We start from the raw sequence: 24,553 nt of genomic DNA on the forward strand, positions 1-24,553 counted from the left end.
CCGTAGGCGGGCAGGCCCTGCCGTCCTGGCCGGGCCGCGCGGCAGACCGGTCAGGGTCGCCGACGGCAGCACGCCTTCAGCGTCCGGCGCCTGCAACGCCTCGGGACAAGGCGGGAGACCCGGTCCGGCTGATCCGCCGCCGCCGCGGCGCGGCTGTCGCTCACGGCCCCCAGGGGCCTGCGGCGGCCGCGTGCACGGCCTCGGCCGACGGCGGCTCTGCCTGATCTTCCGGGAGGCCCGGGAAGCGGGCCAGGCCGGAGGTCGCGGCGCGGACGAGCCCGGCCACGGCCCGGGAGCGGCTGTGCGGCGGCCAGGCGATCACCGTCGTCACCGTCGGCGCGTCGAGCAGCGGCACGGTGGCCAGACTGGCGCCGAGGTGGACGCGGCACGACTCCGGCAGGACGGCCGACGCCCGGCCGAGCTCGACCAGTTGGTGCAGCTGGGCATGGTCGCGGACCTGCGGACCGGGGCCGTCCGGGTAGCTGCCGTCGGGGCCGGGCCAGCGCGGCATCGGCAGGCCGGGCAACGCGCTGACGTCGGCCAGCCGCAGATGGGGCCGGTCCGCGAGGGGGTGTCCGGCGGGCAGGACCACGACCTGCCGCTCCGTGCCCAGCTCCTCGGTGTCCAGCCCGACCGTGGAGTCGAACGGGCGGTGCAGCAGGGCCACATCCGCCCGTCCGTCGCGCAGCAGCCGTCCCTGCTCGCCGGCCCCGCACAGGAGCACGTCGACGGCGACCGCGCCGGGCTCGGCGGCGTAGGCGTCCAGCAGCTTCGCCAGCAGCTCGCTGGAGGCCCCGGCCTTGGCGACGAGGACCACACCGGCCTGTCCGTCGGCGGCAAGGGCGGCGCGACGGGTACGGCGGTCGGCGGCGTCCACCGCGTCGAGAGCCGCCCGGCCCTCCTCCAGCAGCACCGCCCCGGCCTCGGTGAGGACCAGCGCACGGCCGCCGCGCTCCAGCAGGGTCGCCCCGAGTCGCCGCTCGAGCTGCTGGATCGCCCGCGACAGCGGGGGCTGCGCGATCCCCAGCCGCTGCGCCGCCCGCCCGAAGTGCAGCTCCTCGGCGACGGCGACGAAGTACCGCAGTTCCCGCGTCTCCATGTGTCGAGCTTACCCAGTCGCGCCGGGGAGGCAGCCATCGCACCGCTGCGGCCTGGGGCGATACCCGGGAGGTATCGCTGCCCACCCAGATGGTGTTGGCCGTCGCGCCGAAGGCGGGGACAGGATGGAAGACATGAGCGAACAGAAGATCGCGCTGGTCACCGGCGCAAACAAGGGAATCGGATACGAGATCGCGGTCGGCCTGGGCGCCCTCGGCTGGAGCGTCGGCGTCGGCGCCCGGGACGAGGAGCGCCGGGAGGCCGCCGTGCAGCGGCTGCGCGCGGCCGGGGCGGACGCGTTCGGCGTGCCGCTGGACGTCACCGACGACGCCGGCGTGGCCGCCGCCGCCCGGCTGATCGAGGAGCGGGCCGGGCGCCTCGACGTGCTCGTCAACAACGCCGGGGTGACCGGCGGCATGGGGCAGCTGCCCACCGAGGTCACCCCTGCGGCCGTACGCGCGGCCGTGGAGGTCAACGTCATCGGCGTCATCCGGGTCACCAACGCCATGCTGCCGCTGCTGCGCCGCTCGGCGTCGCCGCGAATCGTGAACATGTCCAGCAGCGTCGGCTCCCTCACCCTGCAGACCACACCCGGCGCCGAGACCGGCCCCATCTCCGCCGCGTACTCGCCCTCGAAGACGTTCCTGAACGCCGTCACGGTCCAGTACGCCAAGGAGCTGCACGACACCGACATCCTGATCAACTCCGGCTGCCCCGGCTACTGCGCCACCGATCTGAACGGCTTCCACGGCGTGCGCACCCCGAGCAGGGCACGGCGATCGCCGTCCGCCTGGCCACCCTGCCGGACGACGGACCCACCGGCCGCTTCTTCGACGACAACGGAGAGGTTCCCTGGTAGGACCGGTCGCACCGCCCGCCCGGTCCCGCAGTGCCCGCGCGCGGGGGCTGCGAGACCGGGCGGGCGGATGCTGTCCGACCGCTACGCGGCGAAGCCCTTCTTCAAGGCTGTTGCGACGTCCCGGGCGATGCCGAACTCGTTGAACACCCGGCCGATCAGAAAGCCGCCGCCGTGGACGTGGAACGTCGTGTCGGTCTCGTGCTGGTCCCGCCGGACCGTGGCGAAACTGAGCGTCGAGAGCTTGACCTTGAACTTGTCCGGCGAGCTGTCGCGGGGCTCAACGGTGAAGCGGCTGCCCAGCTCCCGCTGGAGCACCGCTTCGGCGTTGTCCGACGTGACCGATCCGGGCACCGTGACACTGGGCATGATGATCCCCGATCAGCGCGGACGACGCTACTGCTTGCCCGCGCGCCGATTCGTCGCCGACAGGACACACCCCGACGAACCCCCGCACCCATCCGGCACATACCTGCCGACCCAATGCCCTCATGCTCGCACAGGGCCGAGGCCCCCGCACCTCGGGCGGTCCGGCATGACCTCGGACCGCGCGCACCGCGAGCAAGCAGGCTGTCTGCATGTTCAAGTCATGAAGGCGGAAGCCTCCCTTGACGGACCGTCAGTTCGATGGCTTCATGTTGACGGTGCCGACGGCTGCTCCGGCCATCAGGGAGTGAACGGGATCGCAGCCGCGTGCGGCCTTCATCGTCCATCCACCGAAGGGACAGGTGTCGACCAAAATGGGAGCGCTCCCAACCTTACTCCGCAGGCCCAGGGCCGCAGTCCTCACCACCGCTTTCGCGCTCATCGCCGGTATGGCGGCGACGCTGACCGGGGTGGCGCCCGCCACCCACGCCGCAGCCGCCACCGGCGCGGGCGCCGGGTACTGGCACACCTCCGGCAGCCAGATCCTGGACGCGAACAACAACCCGGTGCGCATCGCCGGCATCAACTGGTACGGCTTCGAGACCACCGACGAGGTGGCGCACGGGCTGTGGAACACCGACTACCGGAGCATCGTCGACGACATCAAGGCGCTGGGCTACAACACCATCCGCATCCCGTTCTCCGACCAGATGGTGGAGGACCCGGTCGTGCCCGGTTCGGTCGGCTTCTACGGCAGTTCCGGGCCGGTCAACACCGATCTCAAGGGCCTCAACTCGCTGCAGATCCTGGACAAGATCGTCGCCTACGCCGGCCAGGACGGCCTCAAGGTCATCCTGGACGACCACCGCTCCGAGGCCGGGAACAGCGCCGAGCAGAACGGCCTCTGGTACACCAGCCAGTACACCAACCAGGACTGGCTGAACGACTGGAACACCGTCGCCCAGCGCTACGCCGGCAACCCCACGGTCATCGGCTTCGACCTGCGCAACGAACCCCACACCCCCGCCGGCGACAGCTACGCCCAGGGCGCCACCTGGGGCACCGGCGATCCGGCGACCGACTGGCGGCTGGCCGCCGAGGCCGCGGGCAACGAGGTCGTCGCGGACGACCCGGGCGCCCTGGTCTTCGTCGAGGGCATCAGCAACTACCCCTCCGCGACTGCCTCCGGCGGCTACGACACCGACTGGTGGGGCGGCAACCTGGACGGCGTCGCCCAGTACCCGGTGACGCTCGACTCACCGGGCCACGTGGTGTACTCCGCCCACGACTACGGACCCGACGAGTTCCAGCAGAGCTGGTTCAACTCCGGCACCACCACGGCTTCCCTGGACGCGGTGTGGGACAGCCACTGGGGCTACATCGCCCGGGAGAACATCGCCCCGGTGTGGGTGGGCGAGTTCGGCACCGGCAACACCGCCGCCGACGTCTCCGACAGCACCCCGGGCTCGCAGGGCCAGTGGTTCTCCGGCCTGGTCTCCTACATCGGTGCCAACAAGCTGAGCTGGACGTACTGGGCACTCAACGGCGAGGACTCCTACGGCCTGCTGGACAGCCAGTACGACCTCACCCCGGCCCTGGCCGCCAAACAGGCCCTGCTGGCCGCCATCGAGTTCCCGCTGCCCGGAGCCGGATCGGGAGGCGGCGGCACCCCGACCCCGACACCCACCCCGACCCCGACACCGACACCGACACCCACGCCGACTCCCACACCCACCCCGCCGCCGACGTCCGCACCGCCGGGCGCCTCCTGCCAGGTCGGCTACACCCTGCAGAGCGAGTGGCCGGGCGGCTTCTCCGGCGTCGTGGACGTGAAGAACACCGGCACCACCGCGACCAGCGGTTGGACCCTCGCCTTCACCTTCGGCGGCGACCAGCAGATCACCCAGTCGTACAACACGACCCTCACCCAGACCGGTGCCAGGGTCACCGCCGACAGCGTCTCCTACAACGGCACCATCGCCCCCGGCGCCGACACCACCTTCGGCTTCCAGGGCACCTGGCACAGCAGCGACGCCGCCCCCACCGGCTTCACCCTGAACGGCACCCCCTGCACCAGTTGAACCAGTGGCCCGCCGACCGATGACCCACCGGTCGGCGGGCCGTACGACGTCCACACCCGCACCCACACCCACACCCGACGACACAGCGTCACGCACCGCCGTCCGCCGCCGCCCGATCCGGAACCGATACTGCACGTTCCGCCGTCCCGTGTTCCCGGCCGCCGGACCTCCGTCTCCGTGCCGACGAAGAAGATCACCGGAGACAGACCATCTGTCACTCCCATGGTGTACAAAAGTGACCTGCGCGGATTCCGGAAGCGGGTGCTCCAACCGGGCGACGGGCTCTCGCCTTTCGATGCCGGGGCCGAGCGGACGATGTGCGTGAAGGGAGCCACCCGTGGTCAGTTCCCATGGCGGCCCGCAGGGGCACGTCGGACAGGTGCCGTTCGTCGGCCGGGCCGACGAGATGGGCCTGCTGGACTCGACGCTGGAGCGGGTCCGGGCAGGCGGCCCGGCGATCGTCGACCTCACCGGCGAGGCGGGGATCGGCAAGAGCCAGTTACTCGCCCAGTTCGCCGCCCAGGCCCGCAGCCGGGGGCTGACCGTGCTGGGCGGGCAGGCCACGGAGTACGAGCGGCACACCCCGTTCCGTCCGTTCGCCGATGCCTTCGCCGACCTCGACTCGCTGGCGATGCGGCGCTTCCCCGCGCTGGCGGAGCTGTCCCCGGCGCTGCGCAGCGTCGGCGAATCGCCGGTCGCACCGGGCTCCGCCGACCGGTTCGCGCTGTACCAGGCCACGGCGGCGGTGCTGGGGCGGCTCGGCCCGGACCGGCTCATCGTCGTGCTGGACGACCTGCACTGGGCGGACGCGGCCTCGCTGGAGCTGGTGGACTACCTCATCCGCCACCCCGTGCCGTCCCCGTTCCTGCTCGTCGTCTCCCGCCGCGAGCGGCAGACCCCGCCGGCGCTCACCGCCGCGCTCACCCGCGGCCTGGACACCGGGGCCGTGCTGCGGATCGCCCTGGGCGCGCTGACCGAGCGCGACTGCGTTCAGGGCCTGGCCGGCGAGCTGCCCCGAGCGCGGGCCGCCGCGCTGTTCGAGGCCAGCAACGGCAATCCGCTGTACTTCCTCGCCCTGCTGCAGGCGCAGCGCGAGACCCGTCCGGTGCCGGAGCCGACGTCCACGGCTGCCGCCCGGGTGGTGTCCGGTGAACCGGACGGCCTGCCGATCGGCCTCGGCGCGCTGCTGCTGGACGAGTTGGCGCCGCTGAGCCCGGTGTGGCGCACCATCCTCGAGGCCGCCTCCGTCCTGGGCGACCACACCGCCCCGGAGCTGATCGGCAGGCTCACCGGCATCGGCTCCGAGGAGATCCACGACGCGCTGCGCGGACTGATGCAGCGCGACCTCCTGCGGCCGGGGCACGGCGGGCGGCGGCTGGCGCCGCGCCATCCGCTGATCCGGGCGCTGATCCACGAGAACATCGACCCCTGGCTGCGGGAGGAGTACCACCGCCGGGCGGCGGCGGGGCTCGCCGCCGCCGGGGCGCCCGTGGTCGAGCAGGCGCACCATGTCGAGCAGTCGGTCACCTACTGGGATCCGCAGGCGGCGGCGGTGCTGGTCGCGGCGGCCGAGCAGAGCGCCGCGACCGCTCCGGCCACGGCCGCGCACTGGCTGGACGTCGTCCTGCGGATGCTCCCGGGCGGCTCTGAACACCTTTCCATGCGGCGGGAGTTGACGCTGCGCCGGGCCCGCGCCCTGGGGGTGAGCGGCGGCCTGAAGGAGAGCCGGGACCTGCTGCGGCAGGTGCTGGACATGCCCGCCCCGGACCCGTACGACGACATCCGCACCGCCGCGGTCACCATGCGCGCGCAGATGGAGCGCCAGCTCGGGCGCCACCGGGAGGCCGAGGCGCTGCTCCGCCGGGAGCTGGCCCGCGGCCCCGGGCCTTCGCCGTCCCAGGCGGTCAGGATCACGCTGGAGCTGTGCTCCTGCGTCATCTCCGCCGCCCGCTTCCCCGAGGTCCGGGCCGACATCCGCCGGGCGCTGGCGGCGGCGCGCTCCGCCGGGGACGAGATGGGCGAGATCGGCGCGCTGACGCTGACCGCCATGGGCGAGGCGTACGAGGGCGACACGGCCACCGCCCGCACCTTCGCCACCGAGGCCGCCGCCCGCGCCGACGCGCTGACCGACGCCGACCCGGCCGAGCTGTGCGAATCGCTGTGGACGCTGGGCTGGACCGAGGCGTTCCTGGAGGACTACGGCCGTGCCGAGGGCCATCTCGACCACGGGCTGGAGATGGCCCGGCGGACCGGCCAGGTGTACCTGGTGCCCCAGTTCCTGACGGCCAAGGCGTACATCCACCTCTGCGGCGGCCGGGTCAGCTCCGCACTGCGGCTGGTGGACGAGGCCGAGCCGATCGTCCGCACCCTGGGCAGCGGCGACCTGCTCGCCTTCACGCTGGCGTTCCAGTCCCAGATCCTGCTCCAGGCCCGCTCGCCGGGGCGTCCGAGCCCGCTGGCCGTCGCCGAGGAGGCCACGGCCGTGGCGGGCGGCGACGACAGCTGGTTCGCCAACCTGGCCTGGTCCATGCTCGCCTACGCCGCGCTCGACGCGGACGATCCGAAGCGGGCCTCGGACACCCTGCTGCGCGCGGGCGGCGGGCCCGGTCTGCACCGGCTCCAGCCCACCGTGCGCCCCAACTCCCTGGAGGCGCTGACCCGCGCCGCCCTGGCCGTCGGCGACACCGAGGCCGCCGGGCACTGGGCCGGGCGCGCGTACCAGGAGGCGGAGCAGCTGGGCCTGCCCGCCCAGCGCGGCGCGGGCCTGCGCAGCCTGGCCCAGATCGCCGCGCACCAGGGCGACTCGGCCGAGGCCGCGCGGCTGTTGGGCGCGGCGGCCACGCAGAGCGCCCGGTCCGGGGCGACGCTCCGCGAGGCGCAGTCGCTGCTGCTCGCCGCCCCGCACGCACAGGCCGCGGGCGCCAGCGCCCGCGCGGCCGAGATGTGGCACTGGGGATCGCGCCTGGCCTCGGAGGGCGGGGCGCGGCTCCTGGTCGACCTGGCCGAGCGCCTACGCCCGGCGGTCTTCGGGGCGCCCAGCGAACCGGTGGACGAGCTGGCCCCGCTGACCGCCCGTGAGCGGCAGATCGCCGGTCTGGTCGCGGACGGCCTCACCAGCCCGGCGATCGCCGCCAAGCTGTATCTCAGCCCGCGCACCATCGAGTCCCACATCGCCCGGATCTACCGCAAGACCGGGGTGAGTTCGCGCGCGGCACTGGCGTCCATCGTCACCCGCAGCCGCACCCGGGACGGCGCGCACCCCCGGGCCGGTCGGCTCGGCGCTGCCGTCGCGCCCCGGGCCGACGAGGGCCAGGACGGCGGCCGGTCCGTCGACGGCGCGCCGACGGGCGCGGACGCCGTGGTCGGGCCGCCCTCCCCGGCAGCGCCCGGGGTGGCCGCGCAGGCCCGCAGGCTGGTCGGGCGGGAGGCCGAAGTCGAGGCGCTGACCCGGGCGTTGACGCGGCTGAAGGCGGGGGCCGGGCGGGCGGTCGCGCTGGTGGGGGAACCGGGCATCGGCAAGAGCTCGCTGCTGTGGGCGGCCGTGGCGCAGGCCCGGTCCGAGGGGATACCGGTGCACACCGGGCGCGGCCGACTGCCGGTCCTGCCCCCGACGGCCGACCGAGAGAGCAGACCCGGCAGCTCGGGCGCTGCGGACGCCGCCGTGGTGACGGCGGTGGACGACGTGCACGAGCTGGCGCAGGACCAGGTCGCCGACGTCGAGCGGCTGATCGAGGCAGCCGCCGCCGGTCCGCTGCTGTGCCTGCTGGCCTACCGGCAGCGTCAGGTCTCGCCCGCGCTCGCGGCGGTGCTCTCCCGGGCGGCGTCCGCCGGGCTGCTGGAGGTGTGGACCGTGGGCCCGCTCTCCACCGAGCAGGCGCGCGCGTGGCTCGGCGACCGGCCGGATCTGGACGAGGTGCACCGCGAGGCCAAGGGCAATCCGCAGTACCTGCAGGTGATGGCCGCCGACGACGGGAGTGTGGGCGACGCGGGCACCGCCGTCCTCGGCGAGCTGGCCGGTCTCGATCCCCCGGCCCTGTCGGTGATCCAGGTCGCGGCGGTCCTCGGCGAGACGTTCCACCCGAACCTGCTGGCCGCCGTCGCGGACATGGAACTGCCCACCGCCATGGCCTCCCTGGACACGCTGACCCGGCTCGACCTGGTCCGCCCCGCGCACCCCGCGCCGCAGCTGTCGCTGCGCCACCGGGCGATCGGCAAGGTCGTCTACAACCGGCTCGAGCCCGGCCGCCGCACCGCCCTGCACCTGCGGGCCGAGGCTGAACTGGCCCGGCGGACGGCGCCCATCGCCGAGCGGGCCCACCACATCGCGCGCGCGGCCGATCCGCACCGGCCGGACCACGCGACCACGCTGATCGCGGCGGCCCGCGGCCTGCTCTACACCTCCCCTGCGGTCGCCGCCGGCCACCTGCGGGTGGCGCTGTCGCTGCTCCGGGAGGGCGGGGAGCACTGGTACGAGGCGCAGGTGCTGCTCGCCCGGAGCCGTCTGCTGACCGGGGACGCGTCCGAGGGGCAGGCCCTGCTCGGGGCGCTGCGCTCGGAGCTGCCCGGCGGCCCGCCGGACGACGCGGCGGCGCTCGCCGACTCCAGCCGCATCGAGCGGCACCTCGGCCGGTACTCCGAGGCCGGGGCCCTGGCCCGGGCCGGGCTGGCCGCGCTGACCGACAGCGACTCGGCCACCGCCACCGCGCTCCATGTGGAGCTGGCGGACTACGCCTACGACGTCCAGGACTACCGGACGTCCCGGCACCACGCCGAGACGGCCGCCGCCCTGGCGCGCAGGAACCGGGACCGGGTCAGCGAGGCCAACGCCCTGGCCAAGGCGGCACTCGCGCACCTGTTCACCGGCGACCACGCCCGGGCGGTGGCGATCACCGGGAGCGCCGCCGAACTCCTCGACACCGCCGCCGACGCGACGCTGGTGACCAACCTGGAGGCGGCGCTGCAGGTGGGCACCACCGAGGGCATGCTGGGCCGGCTGCTCGACGCCGAACGCCACCTCACCCGGGGCGTGACCCTGTCCCGGCGGACCGGGCAGACCTACATCCATCACCAGATCCTGGTGGTCCTCGCCAATGCCCAGCTGCGGTCAGGCCACGTGCGCGGCGCGCTGGCCACCCTGGACGAGATCGACCACCACGCCGGACGGGTGAGCAATCCGGCGACCGAGGCCATCCTCGCCATGGTGCGCGCCGAGGCGCTGTTCTGGCGCGGCGAGCCCGGCGACCTGCGGGACGCGACCACGCTGGCCGAACACGCCGTGGCCGTCGCCGGTGGCACCCCGACCGCGTGGGCCGTCACGGTCTGCTGCTTCAACGCCGAATTCGTCCTGAACGCCGGCGATCCGGCCCGCGCCTGCTCGCTGCTGCTGGACGCGGCGGGCGGGGCCGGCCTGCCGAAGCTCACCGCCTGGCGCCGCCCCCGCTGGTGCGACACCCTGGCGCAGGCGACGGCCGCCGCCACCGGCGACCCCGCCGCGGTCGAGCGCTGGGCGCAGCTGGCCGAGGCCGACTGCCGACAGCACCCCTCGCCCGGGCGGCGGGCCTTCGCGCTGCGCGCGCGGATGCGGGTCCACGCCGCGCGCGGGGACACCGATCGGGCCCTGCGCAGCGCCCGGGACGCGATTGCCGCGTTCTCCGACAGCGGTGAGCGCATCGAGCTGGGCCGCACCCTGCTCACGGCGGCGGCGCTGGCCCTGGACGCGGACCGGACCGACGGCGTGGGCGGCTGGCTGGACTGGGCCGAACTGCTGGCCGACACGTGCGGTTCGGCGCGCATGGCCGCCGACGCCCGCACCCAGCGGGCCCGCCTCGCCGCGCGGGACCGGGCCGACCCGGCGCCGTCCTGAGCTGCCGCGCGGCCTCACCCGGCCCCGCCCCCGGCTGCGGGGTCGAGCAGGCACAGCAGCAGTTGCGCGAGGTGGGCCTCGCGTCCGGCGGCCACGCCCAGCCGGTTCGCGGTCATGTGGACGTGCGATCCGAAGATGTGCACCGCCCGCCTCGGGCCGAGCTGTTCGGTCCAGCCGCGCAGCGCCGCGCGCAGCGGGTCCGTCCACTCGGCCCAGCGCGGGTCGCCGTCGTCCAGGGATTCGCGCAGCCGGGTTCCGAGCGCGCCGAGTGAGGCGAGCTGGCTCCTGGCCTGCTCGGCGAGGTGCTGTCGGCCGTGCTCGATCCGCTCGGCGGGCACACCGCCCGACTGCGACCAGCCGAGCCACATGTCCCGCTGCGCGGCCAGGTAGTCGGCCCGACCGGTCGGCGCGGTGTCGTCCGCGAGGAGCGAGCAGGCGGCGGCCGTCGCCTCCAGGCCGGAGACCAGGCCGTGCCGGATGCCGGCCCGGGCCAGGCAGACCCGCAGGGCGACCCGGCTGGAGCGGTGGAACAGCTCCTCGGAGCCGGCCATCAGCCCCCGGCCGCCGTAGCGCTCGTACTCCGGCTCGTACTCCGCCCGGTGGACGCCCGGCGGCAGCAGCTCGCCCACCTCCAGCGGGCTGCCCGCCTCGCCCGCGGCGGCCAGCGGCTGGACGGTGCGGGCGTAGGCGTCCTGGTCGAGCCGCTGCTCCGGCGGCACCCCGGCGTCCAGCGTGCGCAGCCGCTCCCCCAGCTCGGCTTCGACGTCGTCCGCCCGGGCCTGGGTCAGGCCGCTGATCCGCAGCCGCAGGTGCGGTCCGCGCTGCCAGTAGCGGAGGTAGAACCACGGCGGGCCGTCCGGGCCGAGCAGCCCCTGGGTGTCGGCCAGCGGGCCGAGGACGTCGGTGACGACGGCGTCCAGCTGGGCGGGGGCGAGCGTGGCGACATGCAGGTGCCAGCTGCGCCAGGAGTGCCCGGGGTCCGGCAGTTCGGGCCCGGTCATGTGCGCAGGTCCAGCATGGGCTCGGCGAAGCGGGAGCGGCCGCAGGTCACGCTGAACACCGGGACCACCTCCTTGGGCAGGCCCATGAGGTACTGCATCCGGTACTCCTCGAAGGAGCGGGCGGGCCGGGCGAACAGGCCGTGCGCGGCGGCGGCGGTGGCCACGCCGTGGGTCGCCCAGCCGCACCACAGCTGGAGCAGCGACCAGCCGGCCGGCCCGAACGCGTCCAGGATAGCGTCGAGGTCGGCGGAGAAGACCCACATGGCGGTCGCGTGGCGCAGCCCGCAGTCCACGACCGGCGACAGCGGGTAGCTGAAGCTGTCCTCGAGCGCCTGCATCAGCCCGGGGTCCGCCTGCTCGGCCTCCAGCCGTCCGTCGACGACGTCGTAGCGGCCGGTGGGCAGCCCGGCGATGCGCTGGAGCGCGACGGTGGTCCTGACCGCGCGGCCGACGGCGGCCAGCGGCTCCGGCGCGGGCAGGCTGCTCCAGGCCAGCAGGTCCGCCAGGGCGTCGTCGCCGAGCGTGACCGGCCGGGTGGAGAAGCCGCTGACGCCCACGGGGGTGCGCCCGGCGGTGCGGTTCCACAGGGCCTGGGCCCAGGGCAGCCGGGCGGTGCCGGTGTCCCGGACCGGCAGCCCGGGTACGCCGCGGGCCGGCTCCGCGGCGGCCAGGGTCAGCTCGGTGAGCGGCCCGGTGGCCTCGGCGGAGTCCAGGATGGAGACGTTCTCCGACTCCTGCCGCAGCCGGGCGTCCTCCTCGGCGTAGGCGGACGGCCCCGGCTCGGCGCTGTGCGGCAGCGGCCGGGCCTCGGGCAGCGGGCCGACGCCCTCCAGGGTGAGCACCAGCGGCGGCGTCCAGGCGCCCGGGCCGCTCCCGGCGACCAGCAGTCCGGCCGCGGCGACGTCGTCGCCGTGCCAGCGCTGCCGGACCGTGACGTCCAGCAGGTCCGCGGCGACGTGCAGGCTGCGCAGGTTGACGCCCAGCTCCAGCAGGCCCAGGGCGCAGCGCAGCCGTCCGTACGGCGTGGGCAGGTCGGTGTAGCGGGCGGCGAGCAGGACGGTGGCGTCGCCGGGCGCGGGGAGCAGCGCCGCCAGCTCGCCCCCGGCGGCGACGGTGAGCGGGAGCCCGACCAGCGCGTGGCGGTAGAGGTCCAGGTAGGCGGTCGAGCCGTCCGGCGCCACCACGAAGGCGTGCACCGGGAACTTGCTGCGCACCGAGGCGATCGAGCGGTGGTCGTTGAAGCGGTTGGAGGGCTCGCGCCGTTGCAGGCCGAGGGCGGCGACGAGCAGGTGCCCGAGCCGGTCGCCGGGGGGCAGCTGCTCGGCGGCCGGGCAGGCCGGCGTCTGCGGGTAGCGGGCCGCGGACAGCAGGGCGGCGGTGCCGAGCGGCAGCGGCCGTCCGTCGACGCCCCGGGCGGCGGCCGGCGGCAGCGTGGCCGTGGTGGGCACGGAGTCGTCCACGTGCGGCTGCTCGTTGAGCCTGCCGCGCCACTGGCCCTGCCGGTACGCGAAAAGCCGGACATCGGTGATGGTCATCGACGGTGCTTCCTTCGGGTGCTCACGGGAAGGGGTGGGGCTCGTACGGGGCGTCCTCGTCGCGCGGCGGGGTGCCGTGCGCCTCGGTGAGTGCCGCCGCCAGCCGCGGCAGGCCGGCCAGCCGCTGCTGCGCCTGGCCGAAGCACATCGGCAGGATGCCCGGGACGACGGCCTTGACCGCCGCCATGCCGTGCGTGGTGTGCTCCGGCGTCGACTGGTCGACCAGCACGATGCGTTCGAGCCCCGCCTGGTGGAAGAGGTCGGCGAGGAAGCGCAGCGCCCCGGTCACGTCGCCCCCGGCGGCGTCGGTGAACACTCCGGGCCAGCCGGGGAACGCCTCGGCCAGGCTGACGACCGGCCCGTCGAGCACGGAGCGGACCCGGGGCAGCAACTCGGGGTAGGTGCTGCGCTTGTGGTGGTCGAGCAGCTCGTCGACCAGCCAGGGGTCGTCCACCAGCGGGCGCAGCTCCTCGACGTCCCAGTCCACGCCGACGCCGACCAGCTGGCTCAGCTCCCACAGGGCCGACTTGGCGGCCTGGACCGGGTCGGCGCTCGCGCCGGCGGAGTTGAAGCTGGTCGGCATCCGGCCGTCCGGGCGCACCGCCATCGCCCAGACCACGGGGACGGCGATGTCCCGGGTGGCGACGAGCAGGTGCACCTCGTAGCCCTGCTCCTCGATCTGCCGGGTCAGCAGCAGGCACTCCCGGTCGGTGATCTCGGAGGGCGCGATCCGGGGCAGCGGCTGCTGCCGGTGCCAGCAGAGCAGGAAGGCGTCGCGCTCGGCGAGTTCCAGCAGCGCGTGCAGGGCGGCTTCCTCGTAGCTGCCGCCCAGGGCGCTGCCGCTGGAGGACTCGTGGAAGAACCGGGTCCGGCGGATGCCCTCGGGCGTGTGCGCGAGCGGGCCGTACTGGTACTGGTAGAAGCCGATGTCGGCCGGGACGAGCAGCGGGCGGCCGCTCTCCAGCTCGTGGCCCCAGACCCAGTCCATCGGGGTGTCCTGGTCGAACGGCCGCAGTCGGCAGAGCGGGGAGGCCCACTGCCGGGCGGTGTAGTGGCCGAGGCCGGACAGGTCGATCGCGCGGTCGCCGAGCTCGCGGGCGCTGGCGTCGAAGACGATCGGGGCGACGTGCGGCAGGCCGCCGATCCGCTCGTACGCCTCCAGGCAGGCGACGACCTCGGCGTGCCGGTAGTTCGTGCCCCGGCCGTGGCCCGCGAACACGGCGCCCAGCAGGTTGATCTCGGCCATGGCCATACCGGCCATGCCGTCCCGCTGGATCCGCAGCATGGGGCCGAACCGGGGATCGGCCAGCGCGGCGCGCATCCGCCCGGGGTCGAGCCCGAACGGCGGCTCGCCGCGGTCGGGCAGGGCGGCGGCGGTGGGACGCGGCTGCAGTTCCCGGGGCGGGGGCGGTGCGTCCGCCCGGCCGGCCCGCAGCCGGGGCCCTTCGCCGCACACCTCGCAGCGGTGGCTGGGCAGCACGCGGTGCCTGCGCAGGCTGCCGTCGGGGCCCAGCACGAGCAGCTCGCCCGGGGCCAGCAGCAGGCCGTCCCGGCGCAGCAGTTCGGCCAGCAGCTCCCTGACGGCCGGGGCGAGCACGGGGCCGCCCGCCCGGGAGGTGGGCGCCGGGGTTTCGGCCGGGTCGGGCGGCGGCGTGGTCAGCGGTCGGCCCGGGAAGGGCATGTCGGCCATCGCCTCGCGGTCGGCGCCCCGGACCTGGGCGCAGCCGGAGCAGCCGGAGGGCCGGTCGGGCGACCACAGCGGCCCGAGCACCACCTGCGTGCCGTTGGTGCGCACCGAGAGCAGGGTGGCGCCGCGGTCGCGGGCGGCGTCCAGGGCCTGCCGCTCCCAGCGGGCGTCGTAGCCGCCGGCGACGGCGACCAGCTCGGCGCTGCGCTGCTCGGCCCAGGGCAGGGCGAGCAGGTCGGCCGGGGCCTTGGCCCCGCGCAGGACAGCCTCGTCGGTCCGGGACGCCAGGGCGGTCCCTGACGGGTTCCCGTTCATGCGAGCCACACCGGGCCGCAGACCAGCGGCAGTTCGCCGACGGCGGCGTCGCGGGCCAGCTGCCGGGCGCGCGGGGTCAGTCCCTCGGCCCGGGCGCGGTCCAGCAGTTGGCGCAGGCAGCTGTGGACCTGGCGGTCCGGGGCGACCTCCAGCGACCAGGTGCCGATCGGGTCCGGCGGCAGGACGGGCGACTGGGGCGCGTTCTTCGCCGCCTCGTCGAACTGGGCGCGGGCGGTGGCGGCGAGGAGCGCCGCGTACCCGGCGGAGAGCCTGCTGGGCCCCCACTGGGCGGCCAGCACCTCGCCGGTGGCGGCGCGGACGGCGGTGCACAGCTGCCAGTCCAGGCCCGGCACGGTGTACGTGCGCAGGGCCACCGGGACGCCGAAGTAGTCCTGCAGCAGGCTCCACAGCGAGCGCACCGTGCTGCTTTCCAGGTCGTCCCAGGTCAGCGGGGTGCCTTCGGACCGGGTGAGCGCCTCGGGCGCGGCGTGCCGGAGCAGGCCGTCGGCCAGCCAGTGGGCCCGGGTGAGGCCGGCCGCGGGCAGGCCGGGGCCGTCGGCGGCGGCACGGTCCCCGGCGGGCTGCCCTTCAGCGGCGCGGTCCTCGGCGGGCTGCTCCTCGGCGGCCTGCTCCTCGGTGACGCGGTGGCGCAGCACCGCGAGCATCGCGGTCAGCCCGGCTGCGGCGCGGTTGTTGCCCCAGCCCAGCAGGTACGGGCCCGGAGCCGTCGTGGACGCGGCGTCGGCCGGGGCCGGCGACCGGCCGGGGCCGGCCACCGTCTCGGCGGTGACCAGGCTGACCGGCAGCTGCGGCAGGTCGAGGTCGCGGCCCCAGCGGGCGACGCCGGTCCAGCGGGCGGTGAGCCCGGCGGCGAGGCGGTGGATCTGCTGCAGCTCGGCGTCGGCGGCGGCGGGAGCCGCCCCGTCGGCGGGCCCGGCGTCCTGCTCGGAGACCTGCTCGGAGACCTCCGGCTCGGCCCGGGCCGACTCCGGCTCCTGGTCGGGGTCGACCGTTCGCCACACCGCCCCGTCGCCGGGCTCCGGTACCGGGACGGCCGTGGTCTGCGCCGCGTGGCCGTGCACCACCAGCGCGGTGCGGCCGCCGTCGCCGGTGCCTGCCAGGTGGGCCAGGACGGCCTGGGCGGCGAGGGAGCCCGCCAGCACCCCGCCGATCGGCCGGGAGACCGGGGCCTCGTCGCCGGAGCGCTGCCAGTCGGCGGCCCGGGCCCGGACGGCCAGGAAGGACCGCAGCTCCTGCGGGGTCGCGCAGACCGGCCCGACCAGGGCCAGCTCCGCCAGGGCGACGACCGGCAGCACCGGCGTGTCCAGGTCCGGGCCGGATGCGGCGGCGAGCAGGTCCAGCGGCAGGTCGCAGTCGTCGACCAGGACGGTCAGCGCCGGGCGCGCCGGGTCCGGCGCGATGCCGTTGGCGGCCAGCCCGCGCCGGACGGCGTCGGCGGCGGGCCCCGCGCCGACCACCGCCACCTGTGCGGCCCGGACGGCGGCGAACGCCAGGTACGGTTCGGCGCAGTTGGCCTCCAGGTAGGCCAGCAGCTCCGCGTGCTCGCGGGCGGTCGCGGCGTCCGGCACCGGGCCCTGCACCGCGTCCAGGTCGATCAGCACGTCCTGGGCGACGAGCGCCCGCACCACGTGCTCGATGACCGGCCGGGCGGCCTCGTCACCGGCCGCCGCGACCATGGCGTCCACGCTGGTGCCGTCGAGCAGGGCGTCCAACTGGTCGTCGACCAGGGCGTACAGGGCGGGCGGGCCGGACAGGACGAACGAGCGTTCCCCGCGGGACCAGTAGACCCCTCGTTGCACCGGCGCGCAGTGCGCGTCCGCGCGAAGCTTGACCTTCATGGCTTCCTCAGCTGGAATCGAGCCCCGGCGGGGCGGTCGTATTCGATGAGCCACTCCGTGGCGTGGCGTCCCTGGCGGACGCCCGGCAGGGCCTCTTCGAGGTAGCCGCCGTTCGGGCGGCGCTCGAGCAGCCGGGGCAGCACCCGGACGGCCAGCGCACTGGCCAGGTCGACGTACTGGGGCTTCTCCCGCCGCCGGTTCACCAGGTAACTGCGGTTCGCCGACTCGCGGTTGAAGGAGCTGTGGTCGAAGTCGCTCTTGATGACGACCTCCTCCGGGACGCCGTGCGCGGCCCGCCAGGTGGTCAGGTCGACCAGGTGCCCGGCTGGGCCCTCCGGGCCGGGGGCGGTCGGGAAGTCGGCTCCGGGGTACCAGCGGCGGCGTTGCAGCACGACCTGCCCCGCCAGCAGCCGGGGGGCCGCGGTGGTGCGCTCGGACACCGGCCCGTCGGCCGGCGGGGCCTGCTCCCAGCCGAAGGACTCGAGCATGACCCGGCTGTTCTCCGCGAGCCACATGGCCAGCCGCAGCGGTGCAGGCAGCAGCTCCAGCCAGCGCATGCCCAGCGTGACCGGGCGCACCGGGGTGCCGTCGGCGTCCAGCAGCAGCAGCTCGTCGCGCTCGGGGTCGTGCGCCAGCCGCAGGGTGTTCCACTGCGCGGGGGTGATGGTGCGTTCCAGCAGCGGGATGCGGTGGTTGACGTTGACGCCGTGCAGCCCCCGGTCCTCGAGCGGTTCGACGCCGCCGGACGAGAACAGCGCGGTGGCGCGCCGCGCGACCGACTCGGCGGTGCGGCCGCCGAGGTCGCGGTCCACCCCGAGGAAGCGGGTGGTCAGCAGGCCGTGGCCGGCGTAGCAGCCGTTGAGCACCAGCCGTCCGCCGTCCGGCTGCACCAGCAGCCCGTACGAGGCGGCGGTGCGCCTGAACCGCTCCGGCAGCCCGGCGGTCAGCCCGGCCAGCAGGCCGCTCTCCAGGACGACTTCCTCGGCGTCCGGGTGCTCGGCGGTGTGCCGGGCGATCCGGTCGGCGACGGTGCGGACGGCGGCGTCGCGCAGCTCCAGCAGCCGGGCCAGCGAGCCGTCCGGCGGTCCGAAGTCCTCGGCGCCGCCGGGCTGCCGGATCTGCCCCTCGCGGCTGTCCACGGCGCTGACCAGGTCCGCCGCGTGGTCGACCAGCGACACCGAGGCGCCGCGGCCGAACCGGTCCACGAACAGGGTGCACAGCAGCGCCCGCAGTTCGTGGTGGCGGTCGAAGAGGTGGGAGAACTCGGCGACCTCGGCAGCGTCCGCGAGCGCCTGCTCGTAGCCGGCCTGCGAGACCTCGCAGGGCTCCAGCAGGTAGTCCTCGTTGACCTGCAGCTGGATCGGCTGGGAGCTGAGCGCGTTCAGCGAGCGCGTGGTCGACTCCAGCCGGTGCAGCAGGGCGATCCGCTCGGGCACGGTGGCCGAGGCCAGGCGGCCGAGGTCGGTGGAGATCTCCGCGAGCTGCCCGGCCGCCTCCGGCGCGCAGTCCCGCAGCACCTCGACGGACTGCGGCAGCGGGTCCGCCGCCTGTTCGTCGATGACCGGCCCGGGGACCAGGATCTGGGCGTCGCGGGCGCCCTGGACGATCCGGTCGGCCTCCGGCACGGAGATCCCCAGCCGCTCGGCCAGCCCCCGGCTCAGGTCGGCGGCGGCGATCGGGCCCAGCGCGGTCAGGTCCAGCAGCGTCCGCAGCTGGCCGGTGAGCGGGGCGGAGAGGATCCGCACCTGGGAGCCGTCGAGGTGCCGGAAGCGCACGGACGCCTGGGCGATGCGCAGCGAGTGGCTCCGCATCACCGTGTCCGCGGCCGGTGCCAGGCCCGCGACCAGGACGGACACCAGGGTGCGGTCCAGCGAGACGACCGAGTGGGCCCGTCGGCGCTGGAACACCGTCCGGTCCAGCGGGCTGCCCTGCTCGGACCAGGAGCCGAAGCCCACGGCGGTGAACCGGGTGAGCGGGGAGGTCCGCACCATGGCCCGGGCCAGCAGTTGCAGGATGCCGCGCTCGGACTTCCGGTTCTGCTTGGAGGGCGCGCCGCCCGAGCGGGCGTAGCGGCGCACCGCGTCCAGCACCTGCGGCGAGGTGAGCGCCAGGGACAGCTGGAAGGGCTCGGCGGCGACGGTCTCGGCCAGGTGGGCCCGCTCCTGCGCCAGGCAGGTGTCGTAGCCGGTGGTCAGCACGCTGCGGGCCAGGTCCCGGCGCCGCCGGGCGGCCAGCCAGGCCCCGGTCGCGGCGGGCCAGTCGGCTCCGTCGGCCGCCGGGCCCGGGGAGCGGTGGTTGAAGACCGCCCGCTTCAGGTCCAGGATGCGCTGGCGGTCGCGTCCGGTGGCGGTCGCGGCGAGGTCGAACAGCTCGGCGCAGGCGGCGTCGGCGAGCGAGGCGCACAACTGCTCGGTCTCGACCAGGGTGCGGACGGCCGCGGCCAGGTCCGCGCTGCCGAGGCGGCGGCCGGGCAGCGGGTTGATCCGCAGCATCGCGGTGTCGGCGAGGCCGGACGGGGCCTGCGCCGTGCTTCCGGCGGCTGCCTGCGGCGCGCCGACGGGGGCGAGGAGGGAGGGGGTCACGGTGTCGGCCTCCCCTGCGCCGCCGCGGTCTGCGGCGCGCCGGCGGCGGCCGGCTCGCTGTACTCGCCGCCGAGCTTGGGCATCACCGACGAAACGAACGCGTCCAGACTGCGGCGGGCCTCGGCGCCGCCCAGGCCGCCGAAGTCGGTCTGCAGCAGCAGCACGTCGGCGTGGACGTCCTCCTGGAAGCGGCCGATCCGGTCGACCACCTGCTCGGGCGAGCCGACCACGGCGCTGCCGAAGACGCGCATGTCCTTCGCCGTCATCGCGCCGATGCGGTGCCCGGAGCCGGTGTAGTTGACGTAGTCGGTGGAGGCCGTGGTCTCCCAGCTGGTGAGCGCGGAGGACCAGACATCCAGGTACCGGCTCAGGTACGGGTCGGCGATGCGGCGGGCCTCCTGGTCGGTGTCGGCGACCAGCACCGGCACGCTGGCGGCGACCTGGGGCTGCCGGTCCGGGTGGTGCTCCAGGAACGACCTGCGGTAGACGTCCACCAGCGAGGAGTCGAAGGAGGTCCCGGACGGGGTGATCAGCAGGCCGTGCCCGAGCTCGCCGATCCGCACGAAGCTCGCGGGGGTCTGCACCGCGGCGATCCAGAACGGCGGCCTGGGGCGCTGCACCGGCCGCGGGAGCACCGTGGCGTCCTTGAACTCGAAGAACGGGGTGGACTCGTCCACGTGCTCCTCGGTCAGCAGCCGGTCCACCGCGTTGATGGTGGCCTCGAACCGGGCCCGGCTGCCGTCCATCGGCACCTGGAAGGTGCTGAACTCGTACGGCAGGTAGGCGCGGGCGAAGCCGACCTCGACCCGTCCGTTGCTGATGGCGTCCACCATCGAGATGTGCGAGGCGAGTTGCACCGGGTGGTGGAAGACCGGCAGCACGCAGCCGGTCATCAGCCGGATCCGGGCGGTCTGCGCCGCGACGGCGGCCAGGAACGTCAGCGGGCTGGGACAGTAGCCGCCGTAGGGGTGCAGGTAGTGCTCGGTCATCTTCACGTAGTCCAGGCCGGCCTGGTCGGCCATGCGGGACAGCGCGAGGATGTCGTCGTAGTAGTCGGTCGCCGAGCGGGTGTCGGGGGAGCAGTCGGGCAAAAAGGACAGGCCGAAGCGCACGGGGTTCCTCGCAGGGGGGTGTGGTGACGGAGGGACGGTCGAGTCGCGGAGCGGCGGAACGCCTCAGGCTGGTACGGCGGAGGCTCCGGCCTGCAGCCGGGCGATGCGCTCCATGCGCTGCGACCAGTCCTCGCCCAGGAGTTCGTCGGCGGCGCTGCTGATGCCGAAGCAGAGGTAGTACCGCTGGACGGGGGTGATCCCCAGGGTGCTCAGGGAGGTGTACAGCACGTTCAGCAGCATCCGGTGGGCGATGTGCCAGTACGGCTGGCGGTCGCTCAGGCCGGACTGCCGGGCGGCGCTGTGGAACGGGCTGGGTACACCGTTCTCCAGCGGCGGCTTCATCCGCGGGGCCGCCTCGAGGCGCTGCTCGTCCACGCTGCCGGACGCGGTCAGGGCCGTGGCCGTACCCCAGCAGGCGTGCAGCGCCTCGTTCCAGGAGTGCAGCACGGCGGTCTCCGGGTCGGCCGGATCGGCGGTGTCGAGGGCCGCGTGGGCGGCGGTGAACAGCGCGCGGTCCTGCTGGTAGCGCTCGGTGAAGGCGGCGCGCAGGTCGACGGTGCCGCCGGTCGCGGACCAGATGCCCTCGGTGTGCGAGCGCAGCGGCAGGGTGCCGATGCCGATGCCGTACGGGTGGGCGCGGGCGCAGAGGGCGACGACGCGCGCGGCGTGCGGCAGCAGGACGTCCGCCGGAAGCGCGGCGGAGGCGAGGATCGACGGCGTCATCCGCCCGGCCAACTGGTCCCGGGCGTCCAGCAGTTCACGGCCCCAGCCGTCGGGCAGCGGGGCCGGTCCGACGGTGGTGGCTCCCTGCGGCCGCAGCGGCAGGTAGGGCCCGGCTGTCCCGTCCCAACGGGACAGTTCCTGGGCGCGGGCGAGGTAGTCCTGCTCGCTCGGCGGCTCGGCGGCCAGTCCCGAGGCGATGCGCCCGGCGGTCGCCGCGAAGCCGTCCAGGCTCAGCGGGACCTCGGCGAGGGGCCGCACGGTGACGACGAGATGCGTCCCGTGCAGCCACCCGCGCCGGACGTGGACGAGGGGCGCGCCCTCGTGCCGCAGCCCGCGGATCGGGTCCGCGAGCAGCCCCAGCAGCAGCCGGGGATCGTCCGAGTAGTCGTACACGTGAGCAGCCTGACCCGGTCCAAGTCCATACATGGTCACTCCAGGTGTGACGCGTGACCCTGCCGCCCGTGAGGCAGGAGAGGGGTCGCGCAGAAAGGCTGGCCCGGCAGCGCCGGGCTGTGGGGCGACGCCGGCCTCAGGGCCGAGGGCGTCGGGAACGTGCGGGGGTACCGAACTGCTGCGTCAGCAGCAGCAGGTGGAGGAGGACGAGGAGCAGCAGATGCTGATGCTGAGCTCGCTGCTCTCGCCGATGAGGTCGTCCATGTCCTCGACGAGGGACGCGCTGGAGGCGCCCATCTCGGGCATGGCGACGGTGTCGGTGGCGTCCAGGACGCTCAGCTCGGTCAGGTTGAACATGGCGAAGTCGACGCTCATACGGGTGCCCTTTCAGAAGGGTTGCGGTGCGGGGTGCCTGCGGTCAGCAGCAGCAGGTGGAGGAGGACGAGGAGCAGCAGAGGGTGACGTTCGCCTGGCTGGTCTCGCCGATCAGGTCGTCCATGTCCTCGACGAGCTTGGCGGCGCTGGAGGCGCCCATCTCGGGCATGGCGACGGTGTCGGTGGCGTCCAGGACGCTCAGCTCGGTCAGGTTGAACATGGCGAAGTCGACGCTCATACGGGTGCCCTTTCAGGAGGGTTGCGGTGCGGGGTGCCTGCGGTCAGCAGCAGCAGGTGGAGGAGGAGGACGAGCAGCAGAGGGTGACGTCCGCCTGGCTGGTCTCGCCGATCAGGTCGTCCATGTCCTCGACGAGCTTGGCGGCACTGGAGGCGCCCATCTCGGGCATGGCGACGGTGTCGGTCGCGTCCAGGACGCTCAGCTCGGTCAGGTTGAACATGGCGAAGTCGACGCTCATGGCGGGGTCCTTACGTGAAGGGGGTTCTGCTCGGGGGTGCGGGATGCTCCGGACGTTCCGTCAGGTCGAGCGCGCCGTTCCCGGTCGCGGTCGCGGCCGACGGGCCGGTTCCCCTGAGGTGCCGCCATCCTGGGGCCGGGGCGAGGCCCCGGGCAAGGGCCGGCCGTGTCAGCAAACTGCACGGCCCGGAGCAGGCGGAACGCGGCGGATGTCAGCTTCCTGCGCAGAGCCGGCCGGAGGGCCTCCCGCCATGGACAACGGGCGTCCCGGTCGAGCAGGGTGGCGACGCCCGGGTTCGCCGGTGGCCGCTGTGGTGTTACCGGCGCCCACCGGCCCGCAACCGTCGACGACCCGCGGTACCCCGCCGAGGAGGCAGTAATGATCAGCGCACGTGGACTCACCCGCAGCTTTCGCGGCCGCACCGGCTCCGTCGAGGCGGTCAGCGGCATGGAGTTCGAGGTCGGCGCCGGGGAGATCGTCGGCTTCCTGGGCCCCAACGGCGCGGGGAAGACCACCACGGTCCGCATGCTGGCCACCCTGCTCGCCCCGTCCGGCGGCACCGCCGAGGTGGCCGGGTACGACATCGTGACCGACCGGGCCCGGGTCCGCACCAGCATCGGCCTGGTCAGCCAGGCCGGCGGCACCGGCAGCGACCACCGGGTCGGCGACGAGCTGCGCACCCAGGCCAGGCTCTACGGCATGACCAAGGCCCAGGCCGGTGAACGCGCGCAGGCCCTGCTGGAGGAGTTCCGGCTGACGGATCTGCAGACGCGCACGGTGCGGACGCTCTCGGGGGGCCAGCGCCGCCGCCTGGACATCGCCATGGGCCTGGTCCACCGGCCGCGGGTGGTGTTCCTGGACGAGCCCACCGCGGGCCTGGACCCGCAGTCGCGGGCCGACCTGTGGGCCCATGTGCGCGCCCTGCGCGAGCAGCACGGCATGACCCTGCTGCTCACCACCCACTACCTGGAAGAGGCCGACCTGCTGTGCGACCGGGTCCTGGTGGTGGACGGCGGCCGGGTGGTCGCGTCCGGCACCCCGGAGGCGCTCAAGAGCGAGGTCGGCGGGGACCTGGTCGCCCTCGCCACCGAGCAGCCGGGCGACGCGGCCCGGGCCGTCCTGCGCCTGTTCCCGGACGTCGAGCCGGACACCCGGCCCGGCCTGCTGCAGTTCCACCTCCGGGACGCGCAGTCCCATCTGCCCGAGCTGCTGCGCGGACTGGATCTGGCCGGCGTGCGGCTGGCCTCGGTCGCGGTCACCCGGCCGAGCCTGGACGACGTCTTCCTGCGCCTCACCGGCCGCTCCCTGGACGGGCAGGCCGCCGCCGGCACCGAGGAGCAGGCGTCCGACAGCGACAGCGGTGCCGACGCCGGTTCCGGCACCGACGCCGTGCCGGAGCCCGTCGTCGTCGGCTGAGACCACCCCGCCCGGCCTGCCACGACCATCACCGAAAGAGGAGCGATCGCGGTGAAGACCCTGCGCGACACCCGGATCATCTTTCTGCGCAGCATGCGCTACACCCTGAACAACCCCGCCTGGATCATCCTGGGCCTGGCCCAGCCGATCCTCTACCTGGCCCTGTTCGGCCCGCTGTTGCAGCGGTTCTCCGCTGTCCCCGGATTCGGCAGCGGCAACTCCTGGCGGGTCTTCGTCCCCGGACTGCTGATCCAGCAGGGCGTCTTCGGCTCCCTGTACTCGGGGTTCAGCATCCTCGCCGAGGCCCGCACCGGCGTCCTGGACCGGCTGAAGGTGACCCCGGCCAGCCGCATCGGGCTGCTGCTGGGCCGGCTGCTGCGGGATGTGGCGGTCCTGTTCGTGCAGACCGTGGTGCTGGTGCTGGGCGCCTGCGTCGCCGGGCTGCACGCCTCGGTCACCGGCGTGCTGCTGGCGCTGGTCGTGGTCGTGCTGCTGGGGATCGGGGTGTCCGCGTTCTCCTACGGCCTGGCGCTGCGGGTCCGCCGCGAGGAGGCGTTCAGCTCGCTGCTCAGCAGCCTCACCCTGCCGCTGATGCTGCTGTCCGGCGTCCTGCTGCCGATGACCCTTGCCCCCGCGTGGCTGGCCGACGTGGCCAAGGCCAATCCGGTCTCGTACATCGTGACGGCCGAGCGAGCGCTGTTCACCGGGGACCTGACCGGCACCGGCACCGTCGTCGGCGCGGCCCTGGCCGCCGCGCTGGTCCTGTTCGGCTGCCTGTTCGGCCTGCGCGCCCTGCGCGCCGAGGCATGAGGAAC

Annotated in this window: 16 protein-coding genes and 1 pseudogene; 5 read left to right on the forward strand and 12 right to left on the reverse strand. The window is 74.8% G+C overall.

Annotation, left to right across the window (positions count from 1 at the left end; all coding sequences use genetic code 11):
- Positions 1-160 precede the first annotated feature (160 nt).
- A complete protein-coding gene (locus GXW83_RS22765) occupies positions 161-1,099 on the reverse strand; it encodes a LysR family transcriptional regulator (protein ID WP_182444907.1) in 939 nt (312 codons plus the stop codon).
- Positions 1,100-1,232: 133 nt separating this feature from the next.
- On the opposite strand from GXW83_RS22765, the pseudogene GXW83_RS22770 reads away from it, so the two are divergent.
- Positions 1,233-1,957: pseudogene (locus GXW83_RS22770) on the forward strand (SDR family oxidoreductase).
- 81 nt (positions 1,958-2,038) lie between these two features.
- On the opposite strand, the gene GXW83_RS22775 reads toward GXW83_RS22770, so the two are convergent.
- A complete protein-coding gene (locus GXW83_RS22775; protein ID WP_182444908.1) occupies positions 2,039-2,323 on the reverse strand; it encodes a hypothetical protein in 285 nt (94 codons plus the stop codon).
- Between the two features lie 446 nt (positions 2,324-2,769).
- Here GXW83_RS22775 and GXW83_RS22780 point away from each other — a divergent pair, with 446 nt between their 5' ends.
- On the forward strand, positions 2,770-4,401 hold the full coding sequence (locus GXW83_RS22780) for a cellulase family glycosylhydrolase (RefSeq protein ID WP_225447188.1): 1,632 nt from the start codon (positions 2,770-2,772) through the stop codon (positions 4,399-4,401).
- 337 nt (positions 4,402-4,738) lie between these two features.
- Positions 4,739-10,264 (forward strand): AAA family ATPase, encoded by a 5,526-nt coding sequence (locus GXW83_RS22785; protein WP_182444910.1) that lies wholly within the window; start codon positions 4,739-4,741, stop codon positions 10,262-10,264.
- Positions 10,265-10,278: 14 nt separating this feature from the next.
- Here the strand turns inward: GXW83_RS22785 and GXW83_RS22790 are convergent, their stop codons facing one another.
- The 10 genes from GXW83_RS22790 to GXW83_RS22835 all read right to left on the reverse strand — a co-directional run bounded on the left by GXW83_RS22790 (position 10,279) and on the right by GXW83_RS22835 (position 22,322).
- Positions 10,279-11,265, reverse strand: coding sequence for a thiopeptide-type bacteriocin biosynthesis protein (locus tag GXW83_RS22790; protein WP_182444911.1), 987 nt, complete (start codon positions 11,263-11,265; stop codon positions 10,279-10,281).
- Entirely contained in the window at positions 11,262-12,800 is a 1,539-nt protein-coding gene (locus tag GXW83_RS22795; RefSeq protein ID WP_182444912.1) for a hypothetical protein, read from the reverse strand. The genes GXW83_RS22790 and GXW83_RS22795 overlap by 4 nt, the downstream gene beginning before the upstream one ends.
- Positions 12,801-12,822: 22 nt before the next feature.
- Positions 12,823-14,802, reverse strand: a complete 1,980-nt coding sequence (locus GXW83_RS22800) for a TOMM precursor leader peptide-binding protein (RefSeq protein ID WP_182444913.1) — start codon at positions 14,800-14,802, stop codon at positions 12,823-12,825.
- Positions 14,799-16,661 carry a hypothetical protein gene (locus GXW83_RS22805; protein ID WP_182444914.1) on the reverse strand — a complete coding sequence of 621 codons (1,863 nt, stop codon included), beginning with the start codon at positions 16,659-16,661 and terminating at the stop codon, positions 14,799-14,801. The genes GXW83_RS22800 and GXW83_RS22805 overlap by 4 nt, the downstream gene beginning before the upstream one ends.
- A complete protein-coding gene (locus tag GXW83_RS22810; RefSeq protein WP_182444915.1) occupies positions 16,658-19,243 on the reverse strand; it encodes a lantibiotic dehydratase in 2,586 nt (861 codons plus the stop codon). The genes GXW83_RS22805 and GXW83_RS22810 overlap by 4 nt, the downstream gene beginning before the upstream one ends.
- Positions 19,240-20,355 carry an LLM class flavin-dependent oxidoreductase gene (locus GXW83_RS22815; protein ID WP_182444916.1) on the reverse strand — a complete coding sequence of 372 codons (1,116 nt, stop codon included), beginning with the start codon at positions 20,353-20,355 and terminating at the stop codon, positions 19,240-19,242. The genes GXW83_RS22810 and GXW83_RS22815 overlap by 4 nt, the downstream gene beginning before the upstream one ends.
- Before the next feature lie 63 nt (positions 20,356-20,418).
- Complete coding sequence (locus tag GXW83_RS22820) at positions 20,419-21,471, reverse strand: hypothetical protein (protein WP_182444917.1); 1,053 nt, start codon at positions 21,469-21,471, stop codon at positions 20,419-20,421.
- A 183-nt stretch (positions 21,472-21,654) separates the two neighbouring features.
- Positions 21,655-21,846: a thiopeptide-type bacteriocin gene (locus GXW83_RS22825; protein ID WP_182444918.1), complete on the reverse strand. Its 192-nt coding sequence runs from the start codon at positions 21,844-21,846 to the stop codon at positions 21,655-21,657.
- Positions 21,847-21,889: 43 nt separating this feature from the next.
- Positions 21,890-22,084, reverse strand: coding sequence for a thiopeptide-type bacteriocin (locus tag GXW83_RS22830; protein WP_182444919.1), 195 nt, complete (start codon positions 22,082-22,084; stop codon positions 21,890-21,892).
- Between the two features lie 43 nt (positions 22,085-22,127).
- The gene (locus GXW83_RS22835) at positions 22,128-22,322 is read right to left on the reverse strand and encodes a thiopeptide-type bacteriocin (RefSeq protein ID WP_182444920.1); all 195 of its coding nucleotides are present in this window, start codon (positions 22,320-22,322) and stop codon (positions 22,128-22,130) included.
- A 378-nt stretch (positions 22,323-22,700) separates the two neighbouring features.
- Between GXW83_RS22835 and GXW83_RS22840 the strand changes: the two genes are divergently transcribed.
- The gene (locus tag GXW83_RS22840) at positions 22,701-23,738 is read left to right on the forward strand and encodes an ATP-binding cassette domain-containing protein (protein WP_182444921.1); all 1,038 of its coding nucleotides are present in this window, start codon (positions 22,701-22,703) and stop codon (positions 23,736-23,738) included.
- 51 nt (positions 23,739-23,789) lie between these two features.
- Positions 23,790-24,548 carry an ABC transporter permease gene (locus tag GXW83_RS22845; protein WP_182444922.1) on the forward strand — a complete coding sequence of 253 codons (759 nt, stop codon included), beginning with the start codon at positions 23,790-23,792 and terminating at the stop codon, positions 24,546-24,548.
- Positions 24,549-24,553 lie beyond the last annotated feature (5 nt).

Source organism: Streptacidiphilus sp. PB12-B1b (assembly GCF_014084125.1).
Lineage (GTDB): Bacteria > Actinomycetota > Actinomycetes > Streptomycetales > Streptomycetaceae > Streptacidiphilus.

What these genes read in the sequence shown, in the direction of transcription:
- GXW83_RS22765 (WP_182444907.1), bottom strand. Translation starts at nt 1,099, where the DNA reads ATGGAGACGCGGGAACTGCGGTACTTCGTCGCCGTCGCCGAGGAGCTG.
- GXW83_RS22775 (WP_182444908.1), bottom strand. Translation starts at nt 2,323, where the DNA reads ATGCCCAGTGTCACGGTGCCCGGATCGGTCACGTCGGACAACGCCGAA.
- GXW83_RS22780 (WP_225447188.1), top strand. Translation starts at nt 2,770, where the DNA reads ATGGCGGCGACGCTGACCGGGGTGGCGCCCGCCACCCACGCCGCAGCC.
- GXW83_RS22790 (WP_182444911.1), bottom strand. Translation starts at nt 11,265, where the DNA reads ATGACCGGGCCCGAACTGCCGGACCCCGGGCACTCCTGGCGCAGCTGG.
- GXW83_RS22795 (WP_182444912.1), bottom strand. Translation starts at nt 12,800, where the DNA reads ATGACCATCACCGATGTCCGGCTTTTCGCGTACCGGCAGGGCCAGTGG.
- GXW83_RS22800 (WP_182444913.1), bottom strand. Translation starts at nt 14,802, where the DNA reads ATGAACGGGAACCCGTCAGGGACCGCCCTGGCGTCCCGGACCGACGAG.
- GXW83_RS22805 (WP_182444914.1), bottom strand. Translation starts at nt 16,661, where the DNA reads ATGAAGGTCAAGCTTCGCGCGGACGCGCACTGCGCGCCGGTGCAACGA.
- GXW83_RS22825 (WP_182444918.1), bottom strand. Translation starts at nt 21,846, where the DNA reads ATGAGCGTCGACTTCGCCATGTTCAACCTGACCGAGCTGAGCGTCCTG.
- GXW83_RS22830 (WP_182444919.1), bottom strand. Translation starts at nt 22,084, where the DNA reads ATGAGCGTCGACTTCGCCATGTTCAACCTGACCGAGCTGAGCGTCCTG.
- GXW83_RS22835 (WP_182444920.1), bottom strand. Translation starts at nt 22,322, where the DNA reads ATGAGCGTCGACTTCGCCATGTTCAACCTGACCGAGCTGAGCGTCCTG.
- GXW83_RS22840 (WP_182444921.1), top strand. Translation starts at nt 22,701, where the DNA reads ATGATCAGCGCACGTGGACTCACCCGCAGCTTTCGCGGCCGCACCGGC.